Source organism: Naasia aerilata (assembly GCF_030296595.1).
GTDB lineage: Bacteria > Actinomycetota > Actinomycetes > Actinomycetales > Microbacteriaceae > Naasia > Naasia aerilata.
This window is the reverse complement of sequence record NZ_AP027731.1, coordinates 2,918,980-2,945,839: the sequence shown is the minus strand read 5'-3', so window position 1 is coordinate 2,945,839 and position 26,860 is coordinate 2,918,980. Positions and strand designations below refer to the sequence as shown.

Below are 26,860 nucleotides of genomic sequence, written 5' to 3'. Positions count from 1 at the left end.
CCCTCCGACGCGCGCCGTGCGCCGACTCGCGCGGGGCGGCGAATCGGCTGATGGCGAACGGAACCCCGATCTCCGGCCAGCGGCATCGGCGGAGACCTATCCTGAGACGAAGCCCGCGTGCGGGCGGAAGGGCAGGACACGTGGCGGAGCGGTTCAGCGACGGTCGGATCCTCGTCGTCGCATTCGAGGGCTGGAACGACGCGGGCGAGGCGGCCTCCGGCGCCGCAGCCGTGCTCAAGGACTCCCTCGGACTGACGCCCGTTCACGAGCTGGACCCGGAGCAGTACTTCGACTACCAGTTCACGAGGCCCGTCGTGTACATCGACGACGACGGCCGCCGTCGCCTGCGCTGGCCGACGGCGACCATCTACGGCCCCGCGAAGGACGACGACCTGGCCGGGGTGGCTCCCGAGCCGCTCGAGCGAGTCGACAACATCTTCGTGATGCTCGGCAGCGAGCCGTCCCGCAGCTGGAAGAGCTTCGCGGCCGACGTCATCGACGCGGCACTCGTCCACGACATCAGCGGGCTGGTCGTGGTGGGCGCGATGCTCGCGGACGTCCCCCACACGCGTCCGATCTCGATCTTCTCCTCGAGCGAAAGCCAGGAGCTCCGCGACGAGCTGGGGCTCGAGCGCAGCACCTACGAGGGCCCGGTCGGCATCCTCTCCGTGCTCGCCGACGTGGCGGAGGTGGTCGGCATCCCGAGCATCTCGATCTGGGCCTCGGTTCCGCACTACGTGCACAACGCGCCCTCGCCCAAGGCCACCCTCGCGCTCGTCGAGCGGCTGGAGGAGGTCCTCGGCGTGCCCATCCCACGTGGTGACCTCGAGGAGGAGTCCACGGCGTGGGAGTCGGGCATCGACGCCATCGCCGGCGAGGACGAGGACATGGCCGCGTACATCGAGCAGCTGGAGCAGGCGCGCGACACCGTCGACTCCCCGGATGCGAGCGGCGAGGCGATCGCCAAGGAGTTCGAGCGGTACCTGCGCCGCCGGGGCGACGGTCGCGACGGCTGGGCGGACGGGCGCGAGCGCCCCTAGCTCGGTCGCCAGGTCCGTCGCTCCCGCGGGTCGTGCGGACATCCGAGGCCCCGCGCGCGGCCGCGCCGTGTCCGCAGGACCCGCGGCCCGCCGTCAGTCGGGGAGGCTCGCGAGCAGGGCCTTCGTGGGCCGGTCGATGAGGTCGTCCCAGTCGTGGTGGCGCTGCACGTAGGCGTCGACGAACGGGCAGACGGGGACGATGCGCTTGCCGTCCTTCCGCGTTCCCTCGAGCGCCGCGCGCACCAGCTGGCTGCCGAGGCCCTGACCCTCGAAGCGGTCGTCGACGACGGTGTGCGTGAAGACGCGCTGGTCGCCGTGCGGCAGGAAGTGCGCGACCCCCGCGAACTCGCCGTCGAACCGCAGCACGTACCGGTTCCGGTCCCCTTGGAACTCGATGGCGACGTTGTCCTCGGTCATGCCGTCCTTCCCTGCTCGCGCGGCCGCAGCCGCACCGTCGGCAGCTCCGGTGCCGGCAGCACCGTGCGCCACACCTCCGGGAACGCCCCGAAGGGTCCGCCTCGCTCGCCGCCGGCCGTGGCCGCAGCCAGCTGGGCCTGCCACTGTGCGCGCTGGGCGACGATCTCCTCGTGGCTGCGGGCGACGAAGTTCCACCACATGACGATCGGCTCGCCGAGCGGCGTTCCGCCGAGGAGGAGCAGGCGGGCGCCCTCGGGCGCCTCGAGGCGCATCGTCGCCGGGCCGGCGTCGCGGTACAGCAGGCGCCCGGGCTCCCCGGCACGCCGTCGAGCAGCACGGGCCCCTCGTCGACGAGGAGGCCGTGCTCGAACCCGGGATCCGTCGCGAGCTCGACGGCGCCGCCGGGGGCAGGAGGATCTCGGCGCCGAGGAGAGGCGTCCAGGTCGCCACCGGCGACCGCTCCCCCGCGAGCTCGCCGAGGAAGACCCGGATGCGGGCGTCTCCCACCGCGATCTGTGGCGCGGCGTAGTTCTCGAAGTCGCGCGCTCCCGCGCGCCGGGAGTCGGGCAGGGCGACCCACAGCTGCGCCCCGTGCAGCCGGGTCGTGCCGGCCGTCGAGTACTCGGAGTGGGCGATGCCCGAGCCGGCCGTCATGAGGTTCACCTCGCCGGGGCGGATCACGCGGACCGTGCCGAGGGTGTCGCGGTGCTCGATCTCGCCTTCGAAGAGCCAGGTGACCGTCTGCAACCCGGTGTGCGGGTGTCCCGGCACCTGCATGCCGCCCGACGCGCCGACGTCGTCGGGCCCGTAGGAGTCCAGGAAGCACCAGGCGCCGATGAGCGATCGGCGCCGCTGCGGCAGGGTCCGGCGGACCGTCATGGCGCGCACTCCGCCGAGCGGCACGTCCCGCGGCTCGAGCACCTGCACGCCGGCGTAGGCGGGCCCGTCCTCGGCGACGACGAGTCCAGGGCGCGCCTCCAGATCGGTCACGCGATCATCCTGCCACCGCCTCGCCTCAGGCGGTGAGGACTCCGGTGCTGAGCAGGACGATGAGCGCGCCGCCGAGCAGGACGCGGTAGATCACGAACGGCAGGAAGGAGCGCTTCGAGATGTAGCTGAGGAAGAACGCGATGACGACGAGGCCGACGACGAAGGCGACGACCGTGGCGAGCCCCGTCTCGAGCGGGCTGAAGACCTCGGGCGCGCAGCCGGCGACGGCGGCCGTGCACGGGTCCTTCACCGACTTGTAGAGCTCGTAGAGGCCGCTGAGGAACACCGCGGGGATCGCGAGCAGGAACGAGTAGCGGGCGGCGGCTCGGCGCGTGTAGCCGAGGAACAGGCCTGCCGTGATCGTGCCGCCGGAGCGCGAGACGCCGGGGATCAGCGCGAGCGCCTGAGCGAACCCGAACACGATGCCGTGCGGAACGCTGAGGGTGTTGAGCCGGCGCTCCTTCCGCCCCACCAGATCGGCGACCCCGAGCAGGATGCCGAAGACGATGAGCGTGAACGCGACGACCCAGAGCGAGCGGAGGGTGGTCGTGATGTCGTCCTGGAACAGGAGCCCCAGGATGCCGATCGGCAGCGAGCCGAGGATGATCAGCCAGCCCATCCGGGCATCCGGATCGTCCCGCGGCACCCGGACCTGGCCCGCCGAGTCCTTGAGGGCGAACAGCGCCAGGAACCAGCGGGAGACGATCCGCACGATGTCGCGCCAGAAGAACACGAGGACCGCGGTCTCGGTGCCGAGCTGCGTGATGGCGGTGAAGGCCGCGCCCGGGTCCTCGGCGCCCGGCAGGAACTCGCCCACGATGCGCAGGTGCGCGCTCGAGGAGATCGGCAGGAACTCGGTGAGTCCCTGGACGAAGCCGAGCAGGAGGGCCTCGAGGATGTGCACAGCGGCCTCCAGCGTCGTGAGCGAGCAGGAGGTCCCCTGCCTCCGTCACCCTACCGGCGCGATCGGCCGCCCCCGATCCGGCGGAGCGGCATGGCGCGAGACCCCGCAACCCCTTTCCGCGGCGGAATCGCGGGCGTACCGTCGCGGTCAGCGAGGGTCGACGGACCCCGCAACCCAGGAAGGAGAGCTGATGACAACCGCACGGGACATCATGACTCCGGGCGCCGAGTGCGTCGGGGAGAACGAGAACCTCATCGCCGCAGCGAAGAAGATGCGCGAGCTCGACGTCGGCGCGCTGCCCATCTGCGGGGAGGACGGCAGGCTGAAGGGCATGCTGACCGACCGCGACATCGTCGTGAAGTGCATCGCCGACGGCGGCGACCCGTCGCAGGTGACGGCGGGGTCCTTCGGCGAGGGCAAGCCGGTCACGATCGGCGCGGACGACGACCTCGAGGAGGCGGTCCGCACGATGAAGCAGTACCAGATCCGCCGGCTCCCGGTCATCGACGGGCACCAGCTCGTCGGCATGGTGAGCCAGGCCGACCTGGCCCGGAACCTGCCGCCGGAGCGGGTCGGCGACCTGCTCGAGGACATCTCCTCCTAGCCGGCCGCCATCCCGAACCCTCGACGCCCTCCGCTCACTCGTAGCGGAGGGCGTCGATCGGGTTCTGGCGTGCGGCGCGGACGGCGGGCAGGGTGCCGGCGAGGAAGGCGATCGCCATCACGAGCAGGATCACGACCGCCACGGAAACGGGATCGAACGCGACGAGCTGCAGGCCGGTGAGATCCTTCAGGACGGTGCGGCCCAGGACGTCGCTGACGCCGACGCCCACCAGGATCCCGAGCGCCGACCCGATGGCGCTGCCGAGGAAGCCGATGTAGACCGCCTCCGTGCTGAACAGCGCGAACACCCGGCTGCCGCGCATCCCCATCGCCTTCATCAGACCGATCTCGCGCGTGCGCTCCTGCACGCTCATGAGCAGCGTGTTGACGATGCCGAAGCCGGCGGCCAGCAGCGCGATGACGGCGAACGCGTCGAGCACCGCGATGATGCCCGAGATGACGGCCTGGAATGAGCCGAGCTGGTCGGCCACGGTGGTGCTGGCGTAGCCCTCGGCGCTGAGCTTCTTCTTGATCGCCCCGGGCGCAGGTCCGTCGAGGTCGAACCGGGCGGACGCGCTGCCGTAGCTGTCCTTCTTCCTCGGGCAGGCCGGTGCTCTGCACGGCCCAGAGGGCGTCGGTGAGCGCGTCGTTGGCGCTCGCCCCGCCTGCCGCGACGAGTCCGGCCTGGCTGACGCCCGCGATCGTCGCGGTGACCGTGCTCTGCTGGCCGAGCGCGTCGGAGATGCCGAGAGTCACCGGCTCGCCGACCGCCGCCTTCGCGTTCGGATAGCCGAGGGGTTTCAGATAGTCCTCCGGCAGCAGCAGCTGCCGCTCCGTCCCGGCGAGGTCGAGCTGCTCGCCCGCCGCGAGCTGCACGGTGGTGCCGCTGAGGAAGGTGCTGATCGCGAGCTCGTAGCGATCGCCGTCGGCGCCCTCGATGTAGTCGGGAGCCACCCGGAGGTTGGGGCGGACCGAGACGATGCCCGGGGTCGCCGCGATCTTCGCGATGTCGGCATCGTTGAGCGCCACCACCTGGCCGCGACCCTGCCCGGCGGACACGGTGTCGGAGTCGGGATCGTAGGGGCGCGGCCCCGGGGTGTCGTCGGTGGCCGTCGTGACCGTGAGCAGGTCGGCCGCACCGAGAGAGGTCACCGTGTCGGCGATGTACCGGTTGATGCCGGTGCCGAGCCCGTTGGTGATCGTGAGGGTGAACGCGCCGATCGCGATCGCGGTGACCGTGAGGCTCGTGCGCAGCTTGCTGCGGAAGGTGTTGCCGATCGCGGAGCGGAGCAGGTCGCCGGCCCTCATGCGCTCGGCTCGATCAGGCCGTCGCGGATGTGCACCGAGCGGTCGCAGCGGGCAGCCAGCTGCTCGTCGTGGGTGACGACCACGAGCGTGATGCCGCGCTCGCGCTGGAGGCCGAAGAGCATGTCCTCGACGACGGCGCCGGTCGTCGTGTCCAGGTTTCCGGTGGGCTCGTCGGCGAACACCACGTCGGGAGCCGCGACGAGCGCCCGCGCGATCACCACGCGCTGCTTCTGTCCCCCGAGAGATCGGTCGCCCGGTTGCGCGCCTTGTCGGCCAGCTGGAGTCGCTCGAGCATCTCCATGCCGCGGCGCCGTCTCTCCCGGCGTCCCACCCCGGCGATGGTGAGCGGCAGCACCACGTTGTCGAGGACGCTCGCCTTCGGCGTGAGGAAGAACTGCTGGAAGACGAAGCCGAAGCTGCGGTTGCGGATGCGGCCGAGCTCGGCCTGACCGAGCCGACCGGCGTCGGCACCGTCGACCAGGATCTCCCCCGTCGTCGGGCGATCGAGGAGCGCGAGCAGGTGCATCAGGGTCGACTTGCCGGAGCCGCTCTTGCCGAGGATCGCGACGGACTCGCCGCGCCGGACATCGAGGCTGACGCCGCGGAGGGCTTCGAAGCGCCCCTCACCGCGGCCGTACACCTTGTGCAGGTCGACGGCACTGAGGACGGGGACTGCGGACGTGGGGGCCTCCTGAGCTCGACGGGGCGCTCCCTCGCGCAGGATGAACCTACGGCACCGCTTCCGCCAAAGACGCGCGGGCTGTGCTCGCCATCCCGGTCATCCCCCGGGCAAGACCCGATCCGACGCCCCAGTCCGGGGTCCCCCACGCCGCGGGGAGACGCGCGGGACAGCGGTCTTGTACCTCCCCCGATGCGCGTCCCCGCGGGAGACACGCCGACGCCCAGCCACCCCGGAGCGTGCGGAGAACCGTGTTCTCCGGAAACTTGGCGAGTCCGCTTTCGCTTCACTACAGTCCCCGGAATGACCCTCCTCGATCCCGACACGACGACGGAAGACCGGACCCGGATCCTGACCGCCGCGTACCGCCTGTTCAGCAGTCGGGACTCCGAGGTCACCTTCGCGGACGTTGCTAGTGCCGCGTCCGTCCCCGTGGAGGAGATCCAGCGGCGCTTCCCGGAGGTCTCCGTGCTCGTGGCGGCCGCCCTCGAGCACGCGTCGCACCAGTGGGCGATGGATGCCGCGGAGGCCACGGTCCGCACCGGCGCGCGGACCGCCGAGGACCGCCTGCTCGCCCTCTTCGCGGTCTACGAGGAGTGGTTCGGGCGCGCCGACTTCGATGCCGCCGGGCTGATGACGATGCTGGGACGCTCCGGCCGCATCGAGCGCGACGGTCGCCGGATGCTGCTCCACGTGGAGCGGATGCGGCGGATGCTCTCGACCCTCGCCGCCGAGGCCGGGCTCGGAGACCCCGACGACTTCGCGCTGTCCTTCCACGTGCTGCTCAAGGGCGCCGTCATCTCCGCCATCGAGGGAGACTCCGCCGCCATCCAGCGGGCCAGGGGCCTCGCCAAGACCCTCATCGCCGTGCACCGCCCCGCCGGCGAGGCGCGCCGGGACCGTGTGACGCTGGCTCCCGGGGGCGACGAGCGCGAGTGGCTGGTCCTGTCCGAGACCGCCGCCGCCCGTGGCGAGAACGCCGTCGCGATCGTCCGCCAGGAGCGGCAGGGCTACTGCTGCTACCCGAACGTCGTGGGCTTCGAGCGCCTGGGCCCGTACGAGAGCCTCGAAGAGGCGTACGAGGCCGTCGTCTCCCGTGTGGCTCCTGCCGCTGCGGTGAAGTGACCCTCAGTACTCGAGCAGCAGGTCGGTGAGCACGCGCTGGCCGAAGTCCAGGGCGGCGAGGGGCACGCGCTCGTCGACGCCGTGGAACATCCCCGGGAAGTCGAGGCCGTCGGGCAGCCGGAGCGGCGCGAAGCCGTAGCCGGTGATGCCGAGCTTGCTCAGCGCCTTGTTGTCGGTGCCGCCCGACATCAGGTAGGGCAGGACGCTCGCCTCGGGATCGTGCCGGCCGAGCAGTCCGACCATGGTCTCCACCAGGGGGCCCTCGAAGCCGGTCTCCAGCCCGATGTCCGTGTACACGACCTCGACCTCGACCTCTGGGCCGACGAGCTCGCGCACCTCGCGCAGGGTCTCCTCCTCCGCACCCGGCAGGCAGCGGATGTCGATGAGGGCGCTCGCCTCCTCGGGGATCACGTTGTGCTTGTACCCGCCGCTCAGCACGGTCGGATTCGTGGTCGTGCGCAGCGTGCTGAGCAGGAAGCCGGATGCGGTCCCGGTCGCGAGCAGGAGCTCGTCGGCGCCGGTCCGGACCGGGTCGACGTCGAGGATGCGCGCCACCTCGGCGAGCAGCGTCTCCGTCGTCCGGGTGAGCCGGATCGGCCAGTTCCGACGCCCGAGGACGACCACCGCCTCCGCGAGCTTGGTCACCGAGTTGTCGGAGATGAGCCGGGACCCGTGCGCGGAGGGCGAGCGAGCGGTGAGCTTGATCCAGACGAGGGCCTTCTCCCCGGTCTGCAGCAGATAGGAGCGCTGCCCGCCGAACGTGACGGAGTAGCCGCCGACCTCGCTCACCGCTTCGGTGGCTCCGGCGAACAGCTCCGGATGGTGGTCGACGAGCCAGTGCGAACCGAGCACTCCCCGGCCTCCTCGTCGGCGAAGAAGCCGATCACGAGGTCCCGCGCCGGACGGCGCCCAGAGGTCAGGATGTCCTCAAGCGCGGTGATCATCATCGCGTCCATGTCCTTCATGTCGACCGCGCCGCGGCCCCACAGCATCCCCTCCCGGACGATGCCACCGAACGGGTCGACGCTCCAGTGCGCCGCGTCGGCCGGCACCACGTCGGTGTGCCCGTGCAGGACGAGGGCGGGACGCTCCGCATTCGCGCCCTCGACGCGAGCGACGACGGAGACCCGGCCGGGCTCCGGCTCGAAGAGCCGCGGCTGGACACCGAGCCGCGACAGCCGCGCCTCCAGGTATTCCGCCGCCTCGCGCTCCCCTCGGAGCGTCCGCCGCCCCAGTTGACGGTGTTCATCCGGATGAGGTCCCGAGCCACCGTCGCGACCTCGGTCAGGGGCTCTTCGGACGCGCTCGTCATGCCGTCCACGCTACCCGGGAGGGCCGTCGGAGGCGCGCGGGCGGCGCGAGCGCCGGGTCCCGTCGTGATAGTGTCTCTCCTCGGCGATCAGTGATCGCCCACTCGTCCGGGTGGCGGAAATGGCAGACGCGCTAGCTTGAGGTGCTAGTGCCCGTATAGGGCGTGGGGGTTCAAGTCCCCCTCGGACACACTGGTTGAGACAGTAGGAGAAGGCCCCGCTTCGGCGGGGCCTTCTTCGTGTTCGCGGGCTCCTCTGCGAGGTCTGAGCGGACCGGTTCCCGGCACTTCCGAAGGTCGAGGTGCTCCGATGGGTCGGCGTCGGGTGCCGGACCCGGCCGGATCAGGAGGACATCCCATGGAGATCGACAAGTCGCAGATCCTGGAGCAGCTGAGGGGCCTCGGCAAGCACGACGAGGCGAAGCAGGCGGAGTCGGAGCTGCCCGACAAGGTGGACACCGACAAGCACGCCGACCTGCTGCAGAAGTTCGGCATCAACCCGCAGGACCTCCTCGGGAAGCTCGGCGGACTGTTCGGGCGCTGAAGGCCCGAACAGCGCGCACAGCGGAGCGCTGAGCCAGGAACAGGAAAAGCCCCCGGTCGGTCGACCGGGGGCTTTCCCTTGTACGGGGTTCTTCTGGGGGTGGTGCGGGGCTCAGGCCCGGCTGCTGCGGCGGCCGGTGATGAGGCCCCAGATCAGGAGCACGATGATCGCGCCGACGATGGCGAGGAGCCACGTCTGGATGGACCAGAAGTCCTGGAGCGGCGCGTTGAACAGCAGGCCACCGAGCCAGCCGCCGAGCAGCGCTCCCACGACGCCGAGGAGCAGCGTGGCGATCCAGCCACCGCCCTGTCGGCCGGGAAGGATGAGTTTGGCGATCGCGCCGGCGATGAGGCCGAGGATCAGGAAGGCGATGAAGCCCACGGTGTCTTTCCTTTCCTGAAGGTTCTGGACGAACCTCAGACTGGCAGTCGCCGTGAGTATGCCGATACCCCTTGCAATCCGCGACGCCGATCTGGTGAGATCCGCTCAACCTGAGTCCCCGCTGAGAGTCGCGAGGCCGCCACTCCCCCGAGGCGTAGCGTGCGGCCATGAACACCCAGGACACCGGCAGGCCCGACGCGGGCGAGCCGTTCGATCAGACCAACGCCCTGGCGGGCGACCAGCTCGGCGAGTCCGACGGCACCGCCGAGGGCGAGCGCAGCAGCGCGGCGGACCGCAGCGATGCGGAGTACTCCTTCGGTGATGACGGGGACCCGAGCCTCGTCGACGACCCGAAGAGGCCGATCGGCGACGACAACGAACCCGCCATCCTGGGGCGCCTGCTCGACGACGACTGAGGTTCGGCCACTACTCCCTTCCCGCCTCCCCGCCAACCCCTGCCCCGGCAGGGGGCCCGGCGTAACGTCCGTCGCTGGAGGAGGCGCTCATGGTCGATCGCATCGCTGACATCTGGGGAACCCGCACGCCGTTCGCTCGAGGTGAGCGGTGGCCCGTCCGGGTCGACCAGAAGCTCGCCGAGGGGCTGACCGAGGACGATGTCGACCGGTGGGTGCAGTCCGCCTGTGTCCTCTGCAGCAACGGCTGTGCGGCCGACATCGCCGTCAAGGACGGGCGCATGGTGGGCATTCGCGGCCGCGCCATGGACCTCGTCAACCACGGCCGCCTCGGCCCGAAGGGACTGTTCGCCAGCTGGCAGGGCATGGAGAGCGGGGATCGGCTCACCCAGCCGCTGATCCGCCGCGACGGGGCGCTCGTTCCCACCGACTGGGACACGGCCATGGGGGCGATCGTCGAGCGCAGCCGCGCGCTCCTCGCCGAGAAGGGCCCGCTCGCCTTCGGGTTCTACACGAGCGGTCAGCTCTTCCTCGAGGAGTACTACGCGCTCGCGATCCTCGGCAAGGCCGGCATCGGGACGCCGCACATGGACGGCAACACCCGGCTGTGCACCGCGACCGCGGCCACCGCGATGAAGGAGAGCTTCGGGTCCGACGGCCAGCCGGGCAGCTACGCCGACATCGACGAGTGTGACGCGATCTTCCTCTACGGCCACAACATGCCCGAGACCCAGACGGTGCTCTGGGCACGGGTCCTCGATCGCATCGAGGGGCCCGACCGCCCCCTGGTCGTCTGCGTCGACCCTCGCGAGACGGAGGTCGCCCGGGTCGCCGACGTGCACCTCGCCGTCCGTCCGGGCACGAACCTCGCCCTCATGAACGGGCTGATCCGCGAGCTCTTCGTGAACGGCTGGATCGACGAGGAGTACGTCGCGGCGCACACCTTCGGCGCCGATGAGCTGCGCAGCACCGTGGAGTCATGGACACCCGAAGCCGTCGCCCGCACGTGCGGGGTGGATGCCGAGGACGTCCGCCGCGCGGCCCGGATCTTCGGGACCTCGCAGCGCGTGCTCTCCACCGTCCTGCAGGGCTTCTACCAGTCGTCTCAGGCGACGGCGTCCGCGTGCCAGGTCAACAACCTGCACCTCCTCACCGGGAAGATCGGGCGGCCGGGCAGCGGCATCCTGCAGATGAACGGGCAGCCCACGGCCCAGAACAACCGCGAGTGCGGCGCCGACGGGGACCTCTCCGCGTTCCGCAACTGGGAGAACCCCGACCACGTGCAGGAGCTCGCCGACCTGTGGGGCGTCCACCCCGACAAGATCCCGCACTGGGCGCCGCCCACCCACGCGATGCAGATCTTCCGCTACGCGGAGCAGGGCAGCATCCAGTTCCTCTGGATCCAGGCGACGAACCCCGCGGTGTCGATGCCGCAGCTCGAGCGCATCCGGCACATCCTCGACAAGGAGGGGCTCTTCCTGGTCGTGCAGGACCTCTACCTGACGGAGACCGCCCGCTACGCCGACGTGGTGCTGCCCGCGGCGGGTTGGGGTGAGAAGCAGGGCACCTTCACCAACGTCAACCGCACGGTGCACCTCTCGGACAAGGCCGTCGCGCCGCCGGGCGACGCCCGGAGCGACCTCGACATCTTCCTCGACTACGCGCGGCGGATGGATTTCCGCCGGGACGACGGGGCGCCGCTCCTCGACTGGAGCGGACCCGAGGACGGGTTCCGCGCCTGGCAGGAGTGCACGCGCGGGAAGCTCTGCGACTACACCGGCCTGAGCTACGAGAAGCTGCGCGGCGGCAGCGGCATCCCGTGGCCCTGCAACGAGGAGCACCCCGACGGCACGGTCCGCCTCTACGGCGACGGGATCTTCCCCACCGACGTGCAGCGCGCGGAGACCTTCGGCCACGACCTCCTGACCGGCGCCTCCGTCGGGCCCGATAAGTACCGGGCTTTGGGGCTCAACGGCCGCGCGATCCTGAAGTCCGCGCCGTACAAGCCGGCGCACGAGGAGCCGAGCGACGAGTACCCGCTCCAGTACTCGACCGGACGGACCGTGTACCACTTCCACACCCGCACGAAGACGGCACGCTCGCGCCAGCTCAACCGGGCGGCGCCGTCGGCGTGGGCCGAGCTTTCGCGGTCCGACGCGGCAGCGCTGGGGATCGCCGAGGGTGACCTCATCCGCGTGACCTCTCCGCGCGGGGAGCTGGTCGTCCCGGCCCGGGTGGGCGACATCCGGGAGGGCACGGTGTTCGCGCCCTTCCACTACGGCTACTTCCAGGAGGACAGGTCCGGGCCGGACGGCCGGCCCACGGCCGCGAACGAGCTCACGATGACCGAGTGGGATCCGGTGTCGAAGCAGCCCATCTTCAAGGTCGCCGCGGTGCGCGTGGAGAAGGTGGCGGACGGCGAAGGCCCGTCCGCCGCCCCCACCACGGCCGCCTCGCGTCCGGCCGATCCCGTCGGCGTGCCGCCCACGGTGGGCGGGCCCGAGGCGGAGGCCGAGGAGGCGATCCGCCCGGTCGAGCCGCCCGCGACCCCGGACGACGAGGAGCAGCGATGAATCTCCCCTCTACCTCGGCCTCCTGCACAGGGCGGAAGCCGTCCTCGCCGACTCCTTCCGCCTGCTGGCAGACGGCCACGGCGACGAGCCCGACGTGTTCCACCTGTGCCATCTCCTCGCGACCCAGTGCGACGAGCACCAGCGCCGGCTCACGCCGGTCCTGGAGCGGTACGGGGAGCAGCAGGACGGCGAGCCCGAGCGCTTCCACGCCGAGGCGCTGACCGAGGCGCGGACCGGCCCGGTGGGCCTCCTCCGCGACCTGCAGGATGTCTACGTGCTCGTGTCGCTCGTCAGCATCACCTGGACCATCGTCGAGCAGGCCGGGAAGGCGCTCCGCGACGAGGAGCTGCTCGGGATCATCACCGCGTGCTCGGCCGAGACGGGCGTGCAGCAGTCCTGGCTGAGCACGCGGATCAAGCAGGCGGCGCCGCAGGCGCTGCTCGTCGCCTCATGAGCGCGGACTCCTTCTCCGGCGGTCCGCTGGACGGGCTGCGGGAGAAGCGTCCCGGGGCCGCGGTCTACGCCGCGCTGCTGTGCCTGATCGTGCTGGCGCTCTCCGGCGTGGTCGGGCTGCTGCTGAAGCAGCCATGGCTGTTCCCGAGCCTCGGGCCGACGGTGATGCTGTTCTTCGAGTCGCCCGAGCAGCCGGCGTCCCGGCCGCTCAACACACTCGTCGGGCACGGCGTCGGTCTTCTCGCGGGCGCGATCTGCTTCTACGCTCTCGGGCTCGCGGGGCAGCCGCCCGTCCCGGTCGGCGGGCTCACCGTCCCCTACCTCGTGGCCGGCGTCCTCTCCGTCGCGATCACCACACTCGTCCTCACCCTGCTGAAGCTGCCGCACCCTCCGGCCGGCGCGACGACCCTCATCGTGAGCCTCGGGATCCTCACCACGCTCCCCCAGCTGCTGTCGATGGCGGGCGCCATCGTGCTCATCACCGTCGCCGGGTGGGCGCTCAACGCGCTGCTGCTCGGTCGCCGGCGGTGATGCGGGCGCTCATCCTGGCCGGGGGCCGCGCCAGTCGCCTCGCCGGGCGCGACAAGACAGCTCTGCAGTACGGGAGCCGGACGCTCCTCGAGCACGCCGTGGCTGCCGCGCAGGCCGCCCGCGAGTGCGTCATCGTGGGTCCGGTCTCGCCCTTCCCCGCCATCCGCGCCGTGCTGGAGGAGCCGCGCTACGGCGGGCCGGTCGCGGCGCTGGCGGCCGGCCTCGCGGCGCTGACGCCCGCGGAGGACGGCGACATCCTCGTCCTCGCCGCCGATCAGCCGCGCGTGACCGAGGCCGTGCCGGCGCTGCTGGCGGCGGCGGGAGGCACCGCCGCAGCATGGGTGGCAGTGGACGAGGCCGGACGGCGCCAGCCGCTGCTCGCGCTCTACCGCGAGGATGCGCTCCGCGCGGCGGTCGCCTCACTGGGTGACGAGGTGGCCGGCGCCTCCCTGCGACGCCTGCTCGCGCAGCTGCCCGAGGTCGCGGAGGTCCCTCTCGCCGACCGCCTGACCGCCGATGTCGACACCCCCGAGGACGCCGCACGTGCCGGGATCCCGGGCTTCGGCGTACTGTCCGAAGAAGGCATCCCGCGAAAGGACCACCCGTGACCGCACCCTCCGAACTGGACGACTGGGCCGCCGAGCTGGTGGCGGCGCTGCAGCTGACGGGCTTCGAGGTCGACATCCCGCTCGTGCTCGACCTCGCCCGCGACGCCGCTCACGGCGTCGCACGACCCGCCGCTCCCCTGACCACCTTCCTCGTCGGCTATGCCGCCGCCCTCCGCGGCGGATCCGCCGCGGACATCCGTGAGGCCGCAGGCGTCGCCACCCGGCTGGCGGCCGCACGCGCGTGACCTCCGAGTGGGAGGCCGCACGGCGCGCGGCGTGGGAGGCCGGACGGCGCACGATCCGAGGGGCCGAGACGCGCCCGCTGGAGGCGGCGGCGGGGCGCACTCTCGCCGCGGCCCTCGTCGCGCCCGTCGACGTGCCGGGCTGCGACACGTCGGCCATGGACGGTTGGGCGGTCGCGGGGGCGCCGCCCTGGCGAGTCGGAGACGCCATCCCGGTCGGCTCCGCGCCTGATCCCCGCCCTCTGGTGTCCGGCACGGCGCGCCCCATCGCGACTGGAGCGCCCGTGCCTCCCGGCGCCGGCATCCTGCGCCGCGAGCACGGCGAGGAGCGCGACGGCCGCCTCACGCCCCGCACCGGGACGGCGGCGCCCGCCGCGGGGAAGGACGTGCGGCCCGCGGGCTCCGACGTGGCGGCTGGGGAGGTCGTGCTCCCGGCCGGGTCGCGCCTCACTCCCCCGGCGCTCGCTCTGGCCGCGATCTGCGGCATGGACGAGCTCGAGGTGCGGGTGCCGCCCCGGGTCCTCCTCCTCGTGGTCGGAGAGGAGATCGAGGTCTCCGGCGTTCCGTCCCCGGGACGCGTCCGCGACGCCTACGGCCCCCAGCTTCCCGGCGTCCTCGCCGCGCTGGGGGCGGGAGAGGTCGACGTGCGGCACCTGGGCGGCGACGCGGATCAGCTGCTCGCCGAGCTCGGCGTCAGCGACGCAGACCTCGTGGTGACGACGGGCGGCACCTCGCAGGGGCCGACCGACCACGTCCGCGCCGCAGCCGCGAGCCGCGGCTGGAGCGCGGTGGTGGACGGCGTCGCGATGCGGCCGGGCCACCCCGTCCTGCTCGCCATAGGGCCGTCCGGACGTCCGCTCCTCGCCCTGCCCGGCAACCCGTTCGCCGCGATGGTGGCCCTGCTGAGCCTCGGCGTCCCGCTCCTCGACGGGATGCTCGGGCGGCGCACGCCGTCGCCGGTCCCCGCGCCGGCCGCAGTCGAGCTCGAGAACCCGGGACGGGGCGTCCGGGTGCTCGCCTGCCGACGGTCGGCGGACGGCGTCGTGCCTCTGCCGCAGCAGGGACCGGCGACGCTTCGCGGACTCGCCGAGGCGGACGTCCTGGCCCTCGTGCCGATCGGCGGCACCCGGGCCGGTGCACCGGTCCCGGTGCTCTCCCTGCCCTGGTAGCCGCCGCCGAGCGCGCCCTGAGACGCCGAGCGCGCCCCGGGACGCCGAGCGCGCCCCGGGACGCCGAGCGCACCCCGTACCCGCACCGCGCTCGTCCGCACGGCCCGCGCTCGGCGGCAAATTGGTGCCTCAGCCCTCCGGGTCTGGGCCCTTGCTGTAGACCTGCAGGCCATCCGGGATCACCCGCACATGCAGCACGACCGAGGGGGCGGAGGGGCTCGGCCGCTCCAGCTCCCCGTCGTGGGCGACGCGGGGCAGTTCGTCGCCGCGCGCCCGGAGGGTCAGGTCGAGGGCCGGCGTGGTGAACGACTCGATGCGCGAGCGCGCGGGCATCAGCCGGAGGGCTCGCAGCACCGCGCTGGTGCGCCGGCCGAAGACGAGGGAGCCGACGGCGCGCAGGCGGGAGCCACCGGCGTGCAGCACGCGGACGTCGAGCACGCGGTCGTCCAAGCCGCGCCGCTGCATGGTCGAGACCAGCCGCGGGTCGTTGCGGTCAACTGCGACGAACACCGACCAGGCGCGGGCGGAGCGCCCGTCGATGCCGATGGGGATCGGGCGAAGGCGGCCGAACAGCTGACCGGCGGCCACGAGGGACGCGCCCCACTTCGTCCACCGGTCCTCGAGACGGAGGCGCAGCGCCACGAAGTCGGGGTAGATGCCGACCGACACCGTGTTGAGGACGGTGATGGGGTCGTCGCCGTCGAGGAACGCCTCCGCGACGTCGACCGAGAGGCCGGCGCCCGCCTGCAGGGCGTCGATCGCCTCGTCGGCCGTCACCGCACCCGTGGCGCGGGCGAAGTGGTTGAACGTGCCGCCGGGGACGACGAGGAGCGGCAGCCCGGCCCGCCGCGCGAGCCCAGCGAGCGCCGACACAGTGCCGTCTCCGCCGCACACTCCGAGCACCGTGGGCGGGGTCGGACGGGCGAGCGCCGCGGCAACGGCCTGCTCCGCCGTCTCGCCCTCCTTGAGCAGGTGCACGCGGGCCCGGGGCAGCCGCCGCTGAACGATCCGAAGCGGGTCTCTGCGGGCCACGTGCCGGCCGGATCGGGAGTTCGCCACCAGGAACAGGCCGTCGCCGTCCTCGATCGCGGGCAGCGCGAGCGGGGTGCCCAGCCCGCCGATGGCGTGCCGAGGGACGAGGCGCCGCGGAAGCGCGTAGAGCAGGCCGGCGACCGCCGCACCCAGGGCGACGCCGCCGACCACATCGGACAGCCAGTGCGCCCCTGTGTGCAGCCGCGAGTACGCGACCCCGCCCGCGAGCGGGGCGATGAGGGCCCCGGCGGCGGGCGCCTCGAGCGCCACTCCGGTCGCGAAGGCCGCGGCGCTGGCGGAGTGCCCGGAGGGAAAGGACGGGGAGGTCGGGTGCTTGTGCAGCCGCCGCCCGACGGGGATGTCCTCGAGGAGCTGCCGGTCGCCGCCGAACACGCGCTTCCCCACCAGGTTGGCGAGGATGCTCGCGATCATCAGGGAGGTCACGCCTCGGCGCGCCGCCGGTCCCCGGCCGAGGAGCATGAGGACGGCGGCGATGCCGAACCAGAGCACGCCCCGATCGGCCGCGCGGGACAGGCGCCCGAAGGCGCGGTCGACCCCGGTGGCGTCGGCTCCCCGTTGATCCGCGCGGCGGCCGCGCGATCCAGCGCGCGCAGCCAGGCCGGCAGCACGCGGGCGCGTCGGAGTGCGACTCGCAGGTCGCGGACGGAACGGGGGCGCGGCGGGGTCACGCCCCCAGAATGGCACGGCCCTCCCGCGGGGCGGGCGGCCAGGGCGCGGCGGACTGCGGGAGGCGGATGTCCGAACGGCCCGCGCCGACGAGGTCGGACGGGCGGCGGTCAGGCGTCGGCGGTCAGCCGTCGGCGGCGGCCTCCAGTGCAGCGAGGTCGAGCTTCGTCATCTTCAGCATCGCCTGCATGGCTCTGCTCGCGCGCTCCGGGTCAGGGTCGGTGAGCAGCTCCGGCAGGCGCGACGGGACGATCTGCCAGGAGAGGCCGAACCGGTCCTTGAGCCAGCCGCACTGGCTCGGCTCTCCGCCGTCCGCCGTCAGCGCCGTCCACAGCCGGTCGATCTCGTCCTGCGTCTCCACCTCCACGTAGAGCGAGAACGCCTCGGTGAACGGGAACTCGGGGCCGCCGTTGATGCCCATGAACCGCTGACCCTCGAGCTCGAAGGTGGCGCCGAGGACGGTCCCCGCCGGCAGCGGCGAGCCCTCCGGATAGCGGGACACCTCCCCCACCGTCGAATTCGGGAAGATGTCCCGGTAGAACGCGATCGCATCCTCCAGGTCGTCGTCGAACCAGAGGAACGGGGTGATCGTCGGCGCCATCGTCGGTCCCTTCTCGCGCCCCCAGGGTCCTCCCGGCGCCGACACGTGTCAACGCACGCGAGCGATCCCCCGGGGAGGAGGCGGAGCACTGTCGGGGCTCAGTCGCCGGACCCTCCCGCGGCTCCCCCGTCGGCGACGATCCACGTGTCCTTCACCGTGCCGCCGGGAGCCGCGTGCACGACCAGGCTGCCGTGCGGCGCGACGCGGGTGAGGGCGAGCGGGGCGAGGACGCAGTCGCCCTCCGCCGTCCCCCGCACGTGCACGAAAACCCGCAGGTCGACGTGCCGCGGCTCCAGCCGGGCGCCCCAGAAGGTCGGCAGGGACGAGAGCTGCACGACCTCCTGCGCGACCCATCGCTCCGGGTTGGCGGCGATGTCGGCGCGCCGGGTCGCGACCGCCGCGGCTGAGGCGAAGGGGCCGATGAGGACGCCCGCGCCGCCGTGTCCGTCCACCGGCTTGGTCACGAGCTCGCCCGCACGCTCGAGCACCGCGAGCCGCTCGTCGGTGTCCTGGGTCCGGTAGGTGGGCACCGACTCGAGCAGCGGATGCTCGTCCAGGTAGTAGCGGATGAGCTGCGGGACGGCTCGGTAGAGCGCCTTGTCGTCGGCGAGGCCGGCCCCGGGAGCGTTGGCGAGGAACACCCGTCCCGCCGCCGCGGCCGCGAGGAGCCGCTCGCCCAGCGGGCGGCCCTTCTCGTCCACCAGGTCGAGGAGGTCCGTGTCGAGCCGGAGATAGAGCGCGCCGATGGGCTCGCCGGTCGAGCGCGACCGCACCTCCAGGTCCTCGTCCACCTCGAGCTCGTCGGGGTGGACGAGCAGCAGGTGCGCGCCTTCCGCCAGGCGGCGGTGCTCATACCAGGAGGCGCTGGACGGGCCGGGTGACAGCAGGGCGAGTGCGCCGGGCTTGGCGCCGGCCGCCAGAGTCTGGTGAAGGAGCGGCAGCACGCCGTCCGGGGCGAGGAGGCCCGCCGGTCGCGGCAGCTCGGGCAGCACCGCGTCGAGGGCGTCGCGGGCGGCCAGGGCGACGGCGGCGCCGCTCGGCGCCTGCGCGGTATCCCCGAGCACGCGCCACGCGCCGAACTCGTTGCGGACGAGGTCGAACCCGATGATCGGTGCCCGCACCGTGCCGGTGGGGATGCGGAGGCCCTCCTCGCGCCAGCCAGAGGCGCCGAAGACCCGGTCGGCGGAGAGGACGCCGTCGGCGATCACCCGCTGCTCCCCGTAGACGTCCTCCAGGAAGCGCTCGAGCGCGCGCGCCCGCTGTACGAGTCCCGCCTCGAGCCGCGTCCACTCGTGCCCGCTGAGGATGCGCGGCAGCAGGTCGATCTCGAGCGGACGCGCCGAGCCGCCGGCCGGGTAGGTGAGGCCGTGGCCGGTGGCCCACCGGTCGCGTGCGGCCCGAAGGTCGTCCACTCGCGACTCCGGCATCCCGCGGAACCGCTCAAGCACCTCCCGGTAGGCGGGCCGAGGAATCGAGCCGGGGCCCACGGCCTCGTCCCCCGCCCGCGTCCGGTAGCGCGGCAGGACCGGGGCGCCCGGCACCTCTCCCCCGGCGGGTCCGTGGGTCTCCCGGATCACGAGGTCGACGACGTCGTCCAGCCGGCCCCGCTCGGCGAAGGCGGAGCGCTGCCGGTCCGCCGAGCTCCCGCGCGCGAGCACGGTGGTGGCGAGCTCCCGTACCTGCTCGAAGTCGCCGAGCTCCTCCAGCTGCGGGCGCAGCTCGGCGACGAGCGCGCGGACCGCATCGGCGGCAGGGACCGGACGCGGGTGCTCGCCGCCGTCCACCAGGCGACCGGACAGGCCCCCGCGTGCCGCCTGCCACATGGCGGCGCGATGCACGGGCACGGCTTCGTGGACGTACGGGCGTCCCGCCTCGATGTCCAGCTCGGCCGCCCGGACGGCGGCCCGGAAGAGGCCGGCGATGAGGATCGCGTCGTCGACGAGCGGGCACCCGTCGCACACCCGCAGCTCCAGGGTGGGCGCGTGCGCCGACGGGCGGACATCGAAGTAGGCCATCTTCGCGTCGGCGATCACGCCGGAGGAGATGAGGTCGCCGAGCAGGGCGTCGTACTCGGCGGCGGAGGCGAGCGGACCGGTGGCACCGGCGCTCGGCCACCGCTGCCAGATGATCGAGCGGATGCTCGCGTAGCCCGTGTCCTGCTCGTTCCAGTAGGGCGAGCTCGTCGACAGTGCGAGGAGGACGGGAAGCCTGCGGGAGATCCGCTGCATGATGTCGACGGCCAGGTCGCGGTCCCGGACGCCGACGTGAACCTGCAGGCCGCAGATGAGCTGCTCGTCGACGAGGAGCCGGTACTGCTCCTGCATGCGCGCGTAGCGGCCGGTGCCGGTCAGCTCGAAATCCGCGAGCGCGGAGCGCGGGGCCGTCCCGACCGCCGCGATGCCGACGCCCTCCGCTTCCGCGGCGGCGATCACGCCGCGGCGCAGCCGCAGGAGCTCGGAGCGCAGCTCGTCGAGGGTCCGCACGACGTCCGTGTTCGTCTCCACCGTGGTGCGCTGCAGCTCGGCCGAGTAGCTCTCGCCAGGCAGGCGGGACAGGATCTGGGGCGCCCGTGCGGCCAGCTTGCCGCTGCGGCGGTCGATGAGGTGGAGCTCTTCTTCTGCGCCGAGGGTCAGCTCCGCCGTCATGGCCGCAGTCTAGGGGCGGCCGGCGGCCCGGCATCGAGGCCCGTGCCACGCGACGGCGCTCGCCCGTCTTGGCGCTCACCTCGTCCGCGGATCAGGCGAATCCAGGTCCACAGGGCGCGCATATCGTCCGGGCGTCCGAGGAGCCGGACCGGAGCACGGTGTGCTTTCATGAGCGAGGGCGCATTCGCGTCGAATCCTCCCCCGCGGTCCGCCGCCCGCCCTGCCCGGAGGTCCGGATGAACGGCCTGGAGATCGCCGTCCTCCTCGGTCTCGTGCTCCTGGTGGGCGGCATCCTCTCCCACCGGCTCCACGTGAGCACTCCCCTCGTCCTGCTCCTCCTCGGCGGCATCCTGGGCTTCATCCCCCTCTTCGACGGGCTGGAGCTCGAGCCCGACCTCGTGCTGCTGCTGTTCCTGCCTGCGCTGCTCTACTGGGAGTCGCTCAACACCTCGGTGCGCGAGATGAAGCGGAACCTCCGGGTCATCCTCCTGTCCGCGGTGCCGCTCGTGCTCGTGACGGCGGCGGCCGTCGCCGTCGTCGGGCACGCCTTCGGGCTGCCCTGGTCGGTGGCCATCGCCCTCGGCGCGATCCTCGCGCCGACGGACGCGACCGCGGTCGTCGCAGTGGCAGGGCCGCTCCCGCGGCGCACGCTCACCATCCTGCGGGCGGAGAGCCTCATCAACGACGGCACCGCCCTCGCCGTCTATGCCGTGGCGGTGGCCGCGGCGGTCGCGGAGCGGGAGATCAACCTCGGCACGGGCGCGCTGCGCTTCCTCGCGGCCTACGCGGGCGGCATCCTGATCGGCGCGGCGATCGCCGCGCTGGTCGTGGCCATCCGGCGCCTGCTGCCGAACCGCCTGCTCGCGAACACCACGAGCGTCCTCACGCCGTTCCTCGCCTACCTGCCGGCGGAGCTGCTCGGCGTCTCGGGAGTGATCGCCGTCGTCACCTGCGGACTGGTGCTGAGCTTCTACGGCCCGCGCATCGTCAGCGCGAGCGCCCGCACCCAGGTCTACAACTTCTGGGAGCTGGCCACCTTCGTGCTGAACGGCTCCCTGTTCGTGCTCATCGGGCTCGAGATCCACCGCGTCATGCTCGAGGTCGACCACGAGTGGCAGCCGGCTCTCGGCCTCGGCCTGCTCGCCGCGCTGGCAGTGATCGCCGTGCGCTTCGCCTGGCTCAACACGACGCCCTACATCATCCGCGCGCTGGACCGGCGGCCCCAGCAGCGGGAGCGGCGGGTGTCGGCCCGCCAGCGGCTGCCCATCGCCTGGGCCGGCTTCCGCGGCGCCGTGTCGCTGGCGGCGGCCCTCGCGCTCCCCGGAAGCTGGCCGACGGGTCGCCCTTCCCCGGGCGCGATCTCATCATCGCCGTCACGATCGTCGTCATCCTCGTGACCTTGGTCGTGCAGGGCTCCACGATGAGCCGAATCGTGCGGTGGGCGAAGCTGCCCGAGGACCCCACCGAGGCCGACGAGCAGCGGCTCGCCGAGACGAAGGGCCTGGAAGCGATGCTCGAAGCCCTGCCCGAAGCGGCCGAGGCCGTCGGCGCCACCGAGGAGCTCCGCGCGCTGCTCGAGCAGGAGTACACCGAGCGGCTGGAGCGCCTGCACTCGACCGGGGTCGAGGGCGAGGAGAACGCCGAGGAGCAGGAGTCCGACTCCGAGGGCGAGCTCCGCCTGCGCCTCCTCCGCGTCAAGCGATCCGCCGTGATCTCCCTGCGCGACCGCAACGAGATCGACGACACCGTCCTGCGGCATGTCCAGTCGCACATCGACCTGGAGGAGCTGCGCCTCACCCGGACTCTCGGCGAGCCCGAGTAGCGATCGTCAGGTGAGCACGCGGGTGGTCTCGGGGATGACCCCGCCGGCCGCGAGCGCGGTCGCGGCATCCTCGAGGGCTGTCAGGGCCACCCGCTGCGTCCACGGGCCGTACGAGATGCGGGCGACGCCGAGCTCCTCGAATCGCGTGGAGGGCTGCGCTCCGGGCACACCGATCACGCTGACGCGCTGCGCTCCAAGCTCGGCGACCAGGCGCTCGACGACGTCGTCCGCGAGCCGGCCGGGAACGAAGACGCAGGTGGCGCCAGCGTCGAGGTAGGCCCGCCCGCGCTCGATCGCGTCGGCGAGCACCTCATCGGCCGGTCGGTCGCCGGCGCGGAGGAAGGCGTCGGTGCGGGCGTTGAGCGCGAACGGAACGCCCTCCTCGTCCGCGGCGGCCACCGCCGCGGACACGGCGGCGACCGACTTGTCGAGCGGCGCCATCTTGTCCTCGAGGTTCGCGCCCACCACGCCGACGGCGATCGCCTGGCGCACGGTCTCGCCGGCGTTGCCGTATCCAGCCTCGAGGTCGGCGGACACGGGGATCTCGCCGACGCTCGCGATGATCCGGCCCACCATGTCGAGGTGCAGGTCGAGGGCATGTTCTCGCCGTCCGGATAGCCGAAGGCGGCGGAGATGGAGTGGCTGGCTGTGGCGAGCGCCTGCGTGCCGGGGAGGCCCGCGATGACCTTCGCGCTGGCGACATCCCAGACGTTGATGACCTGCAGGATCTCGGGTGCCGTGTGCAGGGCGATCAGGCGACGGCCGCGCTCTTCGATGCTCATGCCTCACGGTAGCGAGGATGACGGGGGCGGGTCGAGCTAGGGGGCGAGCGGCACGTGCTCCGGATTGGAGAGGGTCAGCACAGCGCGCACGATGCGCGGGTTCTGCTGCAGGTCCTCCTCCAGTGCGTTGAGGCGCTGCGCCACGTCGTACTCGCTCTCGTTGCCCACCAGGTCGACCGCGGCGACCAGGAAGACCCGGGCAGGGCCGACGTACTCGATGTGCAGGTAGGTGACCGCGGCGATCTCGTGGCGCTCGAGGAGGCTGGAGAGGGCGGCGGAGCGGATCGACGGATCCACGGTCTCCCCGACCAGGAACTTGCGGTTCTGCTGGATGAGCACCACGGCGACGACGGCGAGCAGCACTCCGACGAGGATCGACCCCACCGCGTCCGGGGTCGGGGATCCGGTGAGCTGGTGCCCGAGCACGCCGCCGAAGGCGAGGACGAGGCCGATGAGCGCCGCGGCATCCTCGAAGAACACGGCGCGCACGGTCGGGTCCGAGGTATGCAGGACGAAGGACAGCAGGTCGCGGTCGCTCGTGGCCGCGTCGCCGTGCGCCTGGCGGAAGGCCTGCGTGAACGACACCGCCTCGAGGAGGAAGGAGATGCCGAGCACGATGTAGGAGACGACGAACTCGCCGCCGGGCTCCGGCGAGATCAGCTCCTGGATGCCGTGCATGATCGACACCGCGGCGCCGACGGCGAAGAGGCCGAACGCCGCGATCATGGACCAGACGTACGCGTCTCGCCCATAGCCGAGCGGATGCGAGGAGTCGGCGGCCCGTCCGGCGCGCTTCGCCGCGATGAACAGGAACACCTCGTTGCCCGTGTCCGCCCAGGAGTGCGCGGACTCCGCGACCATGGACGCCGACCCGGTGAGCATCGCGGCGACCGTCTTCGCGGCCGCGATGAGCCCGTTGGCCGCGAGCGCGACGAGGACGGTGAAGGCCGACTCGTTGTGCGGCTCGGCGTCCTTCTTCTCGGGCGCGGCCGCGGCGGTGGTCATCGCCTCATCCTGCCACCGGCCGGGGCGCCGGGCAGGGGGCTGGCGGCGGTCGGCGACCCGTTGTAGGTCGCCCTCGGGGGCGCGCCGCACTCGCTCCGCTCATCGGCGAGCGCCGGCGCGGACCCTCAGCAGGACACCGTCGCTCGAACAGGACATCAGCCGCCGGGACGTCCTGTTCTCCGCACGAAGTCCTGCTGAAGGGGTTAGTCCGCGAGGACGATGCCGAGGTCGAGCGCGTCGAAGTCGATCACGGTGTCGGCGCGGGCACGGGTCGCCGCGATGAGCCGCGCATTCGGCTCGTCCACCGTGTCCGCCCAGGCCGCGGCGGCATCCGGAGCCTTGCCGAACCGGATGTGGCGGGCGACCAGACGCTCCCGGCGCAGCACCGGGTCGGTCTCGGAGTACCAGACCTCGGTCAGCTCCGCGCGGACCTGCCGCCACGGCTCCTCGTCGACGAGGAGGTAGTTGCCCTCGGTGACGATCACGGCCGTCTCGGGCGGAACCCCGATGCTGTTCGCGATCGGCTGCTCCAGGTTGCGCTCGAACGCCGGCGCGTAGACGGTGTTCCGGGTCTCCGCCCGCAGGCGCCGCAGGAGCGCGAGGTAGCCGTGCCCGTCGAACGTGTCGAGGGCGCCCTTCCGCTCGCGGCGGCCGAGCCGGTCGAGCGCGGCGTCGGCCAGGTGGAAGCCGTCCATCGGCACCCAGGCTGTGGGCAGCCCCTCCGCGGTGAGGGTCTCCGCCAGCCACTCGGCGAGCGTCGACTTCCCGGCGGCGGGCGCCCCGGTGATCCCGATCAGCACCCGGTCCCCCTCGGCGGCGAGCGCCCGGACGCGGTCGAGCAGGGCGGATGCGGCGGCGGACGTCACGGCCGCCATGCTACGGCCCGCTCCCCGCTCGAGATGCCGAATTCCGCCCTCATGGAGCGCGTTCGGGGGCGGATATCGGCAACTCGAGGAGCGTCAGGGCCTAGCGCGCACCGTGGTCCAGCGGCCGGACGCCTGGCGGGTGACCCGCACGTCCACCACCTCGGCGAGCTCGCCGGTGACCGCTCGGACGTGATCGGCGACCTGCACCGCGATATCGTCGTCCTCCGCCGTGAACCGGACCGTCATCCGCGCCTCTCCCCGCACCACGTTGACGCTCGACGCCTCCAGCGTCGTCAGCGCGGCGGCCGCATCGGCGGCCGCCGGCAGGACCTCCGCGGGACGCACCCCCGGCGCGAGTGCGCCGATCGCGAGGGTCACGCGGTAGGACGGCATCCCTCCACGCTAGCCACGGTCAGGAGAGGCGTCGCTCGAGCACGCGCACCTGCCACGGCTCCAGCGCGAACACACCGTTGGCAGCACCGGAGGGACCGTTGTCCAGCAGCACGCTCGCGCCGGCCCAATCCTCCGCGCCCGGGACGGACGGCTCGGCGTCCAGGGGCTCGTCGTCCGCGTTCGCGAGCACGAGGAGCTGACGGCCCTCGAGCGTGCGAAGGTACGCGAAGAGGGTCGGGTGGTCCGCGGCGATCAGTGAGAACGTGCCGTGCGAGATGAGGCGGTCTCCGTGCCGGAGGGCGATGAGCCGCCGGTACCACTCGAACACCGACCCGGTCCTGCCGACCTGGTCCGCGGCGTTGATGCGGTCCGAGTTCGGGTTCACGCCGATCCAGGGGTTCCGCTGGTGAAGCCGGCGTTCGGCCCCGCCGTCCACTGCATCGGGGTGCGCGCGTTGTCGCGCCCGATCGCCCTGACCCGCAGCAGCACCGCGTCCGGGTCCGACCCGAGTCCCATGGCGAGCCGGTAGTAGTTGAGCGATTCGATGTCGCGCAGGTCCTCCACTCCCCTGAAGGGCGCGTTCGTCATGCCGAGCTCTTCGCCCTGGTAGATGAACGGGGTGCCCCGCTGCAGGTGGAGCACCGTGGCGAGGAGGGTCGCGGAGCGGTTCCAGTAGAGGCCGTCGTCGCCGAAGCGGCTCACGACCCGCGGCTGATCGTGGTTGTTCCAGTAGAGGCTGCTCCAGCCGGTGGTCGCGAGCCCCTCCTGCCACCGCGCGAAGGACGCCTTCAGGTCGCGGAGGTCGAGCGGAGCGGGGTCCCACTTGCCGCCGGGTCCATGATCCAGCCCGACGTGCTCGAACTGGAACACCATGTCCAGCTCGTGCCGGTCGGGGTCCGTGAACCGCCGCGCCTGGTCGATCGTCACGCCCGGCATCTCCCCGACCGTCAGGTAGCGGCCCGGGCGCCCGGCGAACACGGCGTCGTGCATCTCCCGCAGGAACTCGTGGATCCGCGGCCCGGGTGCGAAGAACGGGAAGCCGTTGCCGAACGGTGTGCCGGGTATCGGGGCGCCGTCGGGCAGTGCCGGATCCTTGGAGAGGAAGTTGACGACGTCCATGCGGAAGCCGTCGATCCCACGGTCGAGCCACCAGCGCATCATGTCGTGGACCGCGGCCCGGACCTCCGGGTTCTCCCAGTTGAGGTCGGGCTGCTTGCGGGAGAACAGGTGCAGGTAGTACTCGCCGGAGGCGGGGTCGTGCTCCCACGTCGAACCGGAGAAGAACGACTCCCAGTTGTTGGGCTCGGAGCCCGGGTGGCCGGCGACGGTGCCGGGACGGGCCGGTCGCCACCAGTACCAGTCGCGCTTCGGGCTCTCGGGGCCGGATGCCGACTCCACGAACCACGGGTGCTCGTCGGAGGTGTGGTTCACCACCAGGTCCATGACGAGCCGCATGCCGCGGCCGTGCAGGTCCGCCACGAGCGCGTCGAAGTCGTCCAGCGTCCCGAACACCGGGTCGATGCTGCGGTAGTCGCTGATGTCGTACCCGTTGTCGTCCTGCGGCGACGCGTAGATCGGCGAGAGCCAGATGACGTCGACCCCGAGGGTCTGCAGGTGGTCGAGCCGACTGCGGATGCCGGCCAGGTCCCCGACGCCGTCGCCGTCGGCATCCGCGAAGCTGCGGGGATAGATCTGGTAGACGACCGCGGACTGCCACCAGGGGTCGGACTCCCCGTCC

General features: G+C 72.5%; 22 protein-coding genes, 1 tRNA gene and 7 pseudogenes. 14 read left to right on the top strand and 16 right to left on the bottom strand.

Translation table 11 applies throughout. The features are described 5' to 3' along the window. Positions 1-140: 140 nt before the first annotated feature. On the top strand, positions 141-1,040 hold the full coding sequence (locus tag QUE51_RS15260; RefSeq protein ID WP_286277211.1) for a PAC2 family protein: 900 nt from the start codon (positions 141-143) through the stop codon (positions 1,038-1,040). 93 nt (positions 1,041-1,133) lie between these two features. On the opposite strand, the pseudogene QUE51_RS15255 reads toward QUE51_RS15260, so the two are convergent. From QUE51_RS15255 to QUE51_RS15245, 3 genes and pseudogenes are all read right to left on the bottom strand, one after another. Then, a pseudogene (locus tag QUE51_RS15255) lies at positions 1,134-1,415 on the bottom strand (GNAT family N-acetyltransferase); the annotation flags it as partial. A gap of 38 nt (positions 1,416-1,453) precedes the next feature. Next, positions 1,454-2,447: pseudogene (locus QUE51_RS18465) on the bottom strand (pirin family protein). A gap of 25 nt (positions 2,448-2,472) precedes the next feature. Next, positions 2,473-3,351, bottom strand: coding sequence for an undecaprenyl-diphosphate phosphatase (locus QUE51_RS15245; protein WP_286277209.1), 879 nt, complete (start codon positions 3,349-3,351; stop codon positions 2,473-2,475). A 190-nt stretch (positions 3,352-3,541) separates the two neighbouring features. Between QUE51_RS15245 and QUE51_RS15240 the strand changes: the two genes are divergently transcribed. Next, positions 3,542-3,955, top strand: coding sequence for a CBS domain-containing protein (locus QUE51_RS15240; protein WP_286277208.1), 414 nt, complete (start codon positions 3,542-3,544; stop codon positions 3,953-3,955). A gap of 34 nt (positions 3,956-3,989) precedes the next feature. Here QUE51_RS15240 and QUE51_RS15235 read toward each other — a convergent pair whose 3' ends face one another. The 3 genes and pseudogenes from QUE51_RS15235 to QUE51_RS15225 all read right to left on the bottom strand — a co-directional run bounded on the left by QUE51_RS15235 (position 3,990) and on the right by QUE51_RS15225 (position 5,983). Continuing rightward, entirely contained in the window at positions 3,990-4,445 is a 456-nt protein-coding gene (locus QUE51_RS15235) for an ABC transporter permease (RefSeq protein WP_286277207.1), read from the bottom strand. A 208-nt stretch (positions 4,446-4,653) separates the two neighbouring features. Then, positions 4,654-5,262 (bottom strand): annotated as a pseudogene (locus tag QUE51_RS15230) (ABC transporter permease); the annotation flags it as partial. Continuing rightward, positions 5,259-5,983 (bottom strand): annotated as a pseudogene (locus QUE51_RS15225) (ABC transporter ATP-binding protein). The pseudogenes QUE51_RS15225 and QUE51_RS15230, both read right to left, overlap by 4 nt. Positions 5,984-6,244: 261 nt before the next feature. On the opposite strand from QUE51_RS15225, the gene QUE51_RS15220 reads away from it, so the two are divergent. Beyond that, positions 6,245-7,066 (top strand): TetR/AcrR family transcriptional regulator, encoded by an 822-nt coding sequence (locus QUE51_RS15220; RefSeq protein ID WP_286277206.1) that lies wholly within the window; start codon positions 6,245-6,247, stop codon positions 7,064-7,066. A gap of 3 nt (positions 7,067-7,069) precedes the next feature. Here QUE51_RS15220 and QUE51_RS15215 read toward each other — a convergent pair. Then, positions 7,070-8,378 (bottom strand): annotated as a pseudogene (locus tag QUE51_RS15215) (M20/M25/M40 family metallo-hydrolase). 103 nt (positions 8,379-8,481) lie between these two features. Here QUE51_RS15215 and QUE51_RS15210 point away from each other — a divergent pair. Together QUE51_RS15210 and QUE51_RS15205 are read left to right on the top strand one after the other, a co-directional pair. Then, positions 8,482-8,567: transfer RNA gene (locus QUE51_RS15210), tRNA-Leu, on the top strand. Positions 8,568-8,733: 166 nt separating this feature from the next. Continuing rightward, complete coding sequence (locus QUE51_RS15205; RefSeq protein ID WP_286277205.1) at positions 8,734-8,919, top strand: hypothetical protein; 186 nt, start codon at positions 8,734-8,736, stop codon at positions 8,917-8,919. 111 nt (positions 8,920-9,030) lie between these two features. On the opposite strand, the gene QUE51_RS15200 is transcribed toward QUE51_RS15205, so the two are convergent. Continuing rightward, positions 9,031-9,300 carry a GlsB/YeaQ/YmgE family stress response membrane protein gene (locus tag QUE51_RS15200; RefSeq protein WP_286277204.1) on the bottom strand — a complete coding sequence of 90 codons (270 nt, stop codon included), beginning with the start codon at positions 9,298-9,300 and terminating at the stop codon, positions 9,031-9,033. Positions 9,301-9,467: 167 nt separating this feature from the next. Here QUE51_RS15200 and QUE51_RS15195 point away from each other — a divergent pair, with 167 nt between their 5' ends. The 7 genes from QUE51_RS15195 (at position 9,468) to QUE51_RS15165 (ending at position 15,289) form a co-directional block, all read left to right on the top strand. Next, positions 9,468-9,716: a hypothetical protein gene (locus tag QUE51_RS15195; protein WP_286277203.1), complete on the top strand. Its 249-nt coding sequence runs from the start codon at positions 9,468-9,470 to the stop codon at positions 9,714-9,716. A gap of 89 nt (positions 9,717-9,805) precedes the next feature. Next, entirely contained in the window at positions 9,806-12,286 is a 2,481-nt protein-coding gene (locus tag QUE51_RS15190) for a molybdopterin oxidoreductase family protein (protein WP_286277202.1), read from the top strand. A gap of 94 nt (positions 12,287-12,380) precedes the next feature. After that, a complete protein-coding gene (locus QUE51_RS15185; RefSeq protein WP_286277201.1) occupies positions 12,381-12,740 on the top strand; it encodes a hypothetical protein in 360 nt (119 codons plus the stop codon). Continuing rightward, positions 12,737-13,270 (top strand): HPP family protein, encoded by a 534-nt coding sequence (locus QUE51_RS15180; protein WP_286277199.1) that lies wholly within the window; start codon positions 12,737-12,739, stop codon positions 13,268-13,270. The genes QUE51_RS15185 and QUE51_RS15180 overlap by 4 nt, the downstream gene beginning before the upstream one ends. Continuing rightward, complete coding sequence (mobA, locus tag QUE51_RS15175) at positions 13,270-13,878, top strand: molybdenum cofactor guanylyltransferase (protein ID WP_286277198.1); 609 nt, start codon at positions 13,270-13,272, stop codon at positions 13,876-13,878. Before QUE51_RS15180 ends, mobA begins: the two co-directional genes overlap by 1 nt. Continuing rightward, entirely contained in the window at positions 13,875-14,123 is a 249-nt protein-coding gene (locus QUE51_RS15170) for a DUF6457 domain-containing protein (protein WP_286277197.1), read from the top strand. The genes mobA and QUE51_RS15170 overlap by 4 nt, the downstream gene beginning before the upstream one ends. Then, a complete protein-coding gene (locus QUE51_RS15165; protein ID WP_286277196.1) occupies positions 14,120-15,289 on the top strand; it encodes a molybdopterin molybdotransferase MoeA in 1,170 nt (389 codons plus the stop codon). The genes QUE51_RS15170 and QUE51_RS15165 overlap by 4 nt, the downstream gene beginning before the upstream one ends. A 129-nt stretch (positions 15,290-15,418) precedes the next feature. On the opposite strand, the gene QUE51_RS15160 is transcribed toward QUE51_RS15165, so the two are convergent. The 3 genes from QUE51_RS15160 to QUE51_RS15150 form a co-directional block, all read right to left on the bottom strand. After that, a complete protein-coding gene (locus QUE51_RS15160) occupies positions 15,419-16,831 on the bottom strand; it encodes a bifunctional phosphatase PAP2/diacylglycerol kinase family protein (protein WP_286277195.1) in 1,413 nt (470 codons plus the stop codon). 301 nt (positions 16,832-17,132) lie between these two features. Next, a complete protein-coding gene (locus tag QUE51_RS15155) occupies positions 17,133-17,609 on the bottom strand; it encodes a VOC family protein (RefSeq protein ID WP_286277194.1) in 477 nt (158 codons plus the stop codon). Positions 17,610-17,707: 98 nt separating this feature from the next. Continuing rightward, positions 17,708-20,254, bottom strand: a complete 2,547-nt coding sequence (locus tag QUE51_RS15150; protein ID WP_286277193.1) for a glutamate--cysteine ligase — start codon at positions 20,252-20,254, stop codon at positions 17,708-17,710. Positions 20,255-20,490: 236 nt separating this feature from the next. Here QUE51_RS15150 and QUE51_RS15145 point away from each other — a divergent pair, with 236 nt between their 5' ends. After that, the gene (locus tag QUE51_RS15145; protein WP_286277192.1) at positions 20,491-21,651 is read left to right on the top strand and encodes a Na+/H+ antiporter; all 1,161 of its coding nucleotides are present in this window, start codon (positions 20,491-20,493) and stop codon (positions 21,649-21,651) included. A gap of 23 nt (positions 21,652-21,674) precedes the next feature. Continuing rightward, entirely contained in the window at positions 21,675-22,076 is a 402-nt protein-coding gene (locus QUE51_RS15140) for a hypothetical protein (protein WP_286277191.1), read from the top strand. A gap of 6 nt (positions 22,077-22,082) precedes the next feature. On the opposite strand, the pseudogene QUE51_RS15135 reads toward QUE51_RS15140, so the two are convergent. The 5 genes and pseudogenes from QUE51_RS15135 to QUE51_RS15115 form a co-directional block, all read right to left on the bottom strand. Continuing rightward, positions 22,083-22,858 (bottom strand): annotated as a pseudogene (locus tag QUE51_RS15135) (isocitrate lyase/PEP mutase family protein). Positions 22,859-22,894: 36 nt separating this feature from the next. Then, positions 22,895-23,863 (bottom strand): cation diffusion facilitator family transporter, encoded by a 969-nt coding sequence (locus QUE51_RS15130; protein WP_286277190.1) that lies wholly within the window; start codon positions 23,861-23,863, stop codon positions 22,895-22,897. 203 nt (positions 23,864-24,066) lie between these two features. Then, positions 24,067-24,738: a nucleoside/nucleotide kinase family protein gene (locus QUE51_RS15125; RefSeq protein ID WP_286277189.1), complete on the bottom strand. Its 672-nt coding sequence runs from the start codon at positions 24,736-24,738 to the stop codon at positions 24,067-24,069. 84 nt (positions 24,739-24,822) lie between these two features. Further along, complete coding sequence (locus tag QUE51_RS15120; RefSeq protein WP_286277188.1) at positions 24,823-25,122, bottom strand: hypothetical protein; 300 nt, start codon at positions 25,120-25,122, stop codon at positions 24,823-24,825. Between the two features lie 19 nt (positions 25,123-25,141). Continuing rightward, positions 25,142-26,814: pseudogene (locus tag QUE51_RS15115) on the bottom strand (alpha-glucosidase). Positions 26,815-26,860 lie beyond the last annotated feature (46 nt).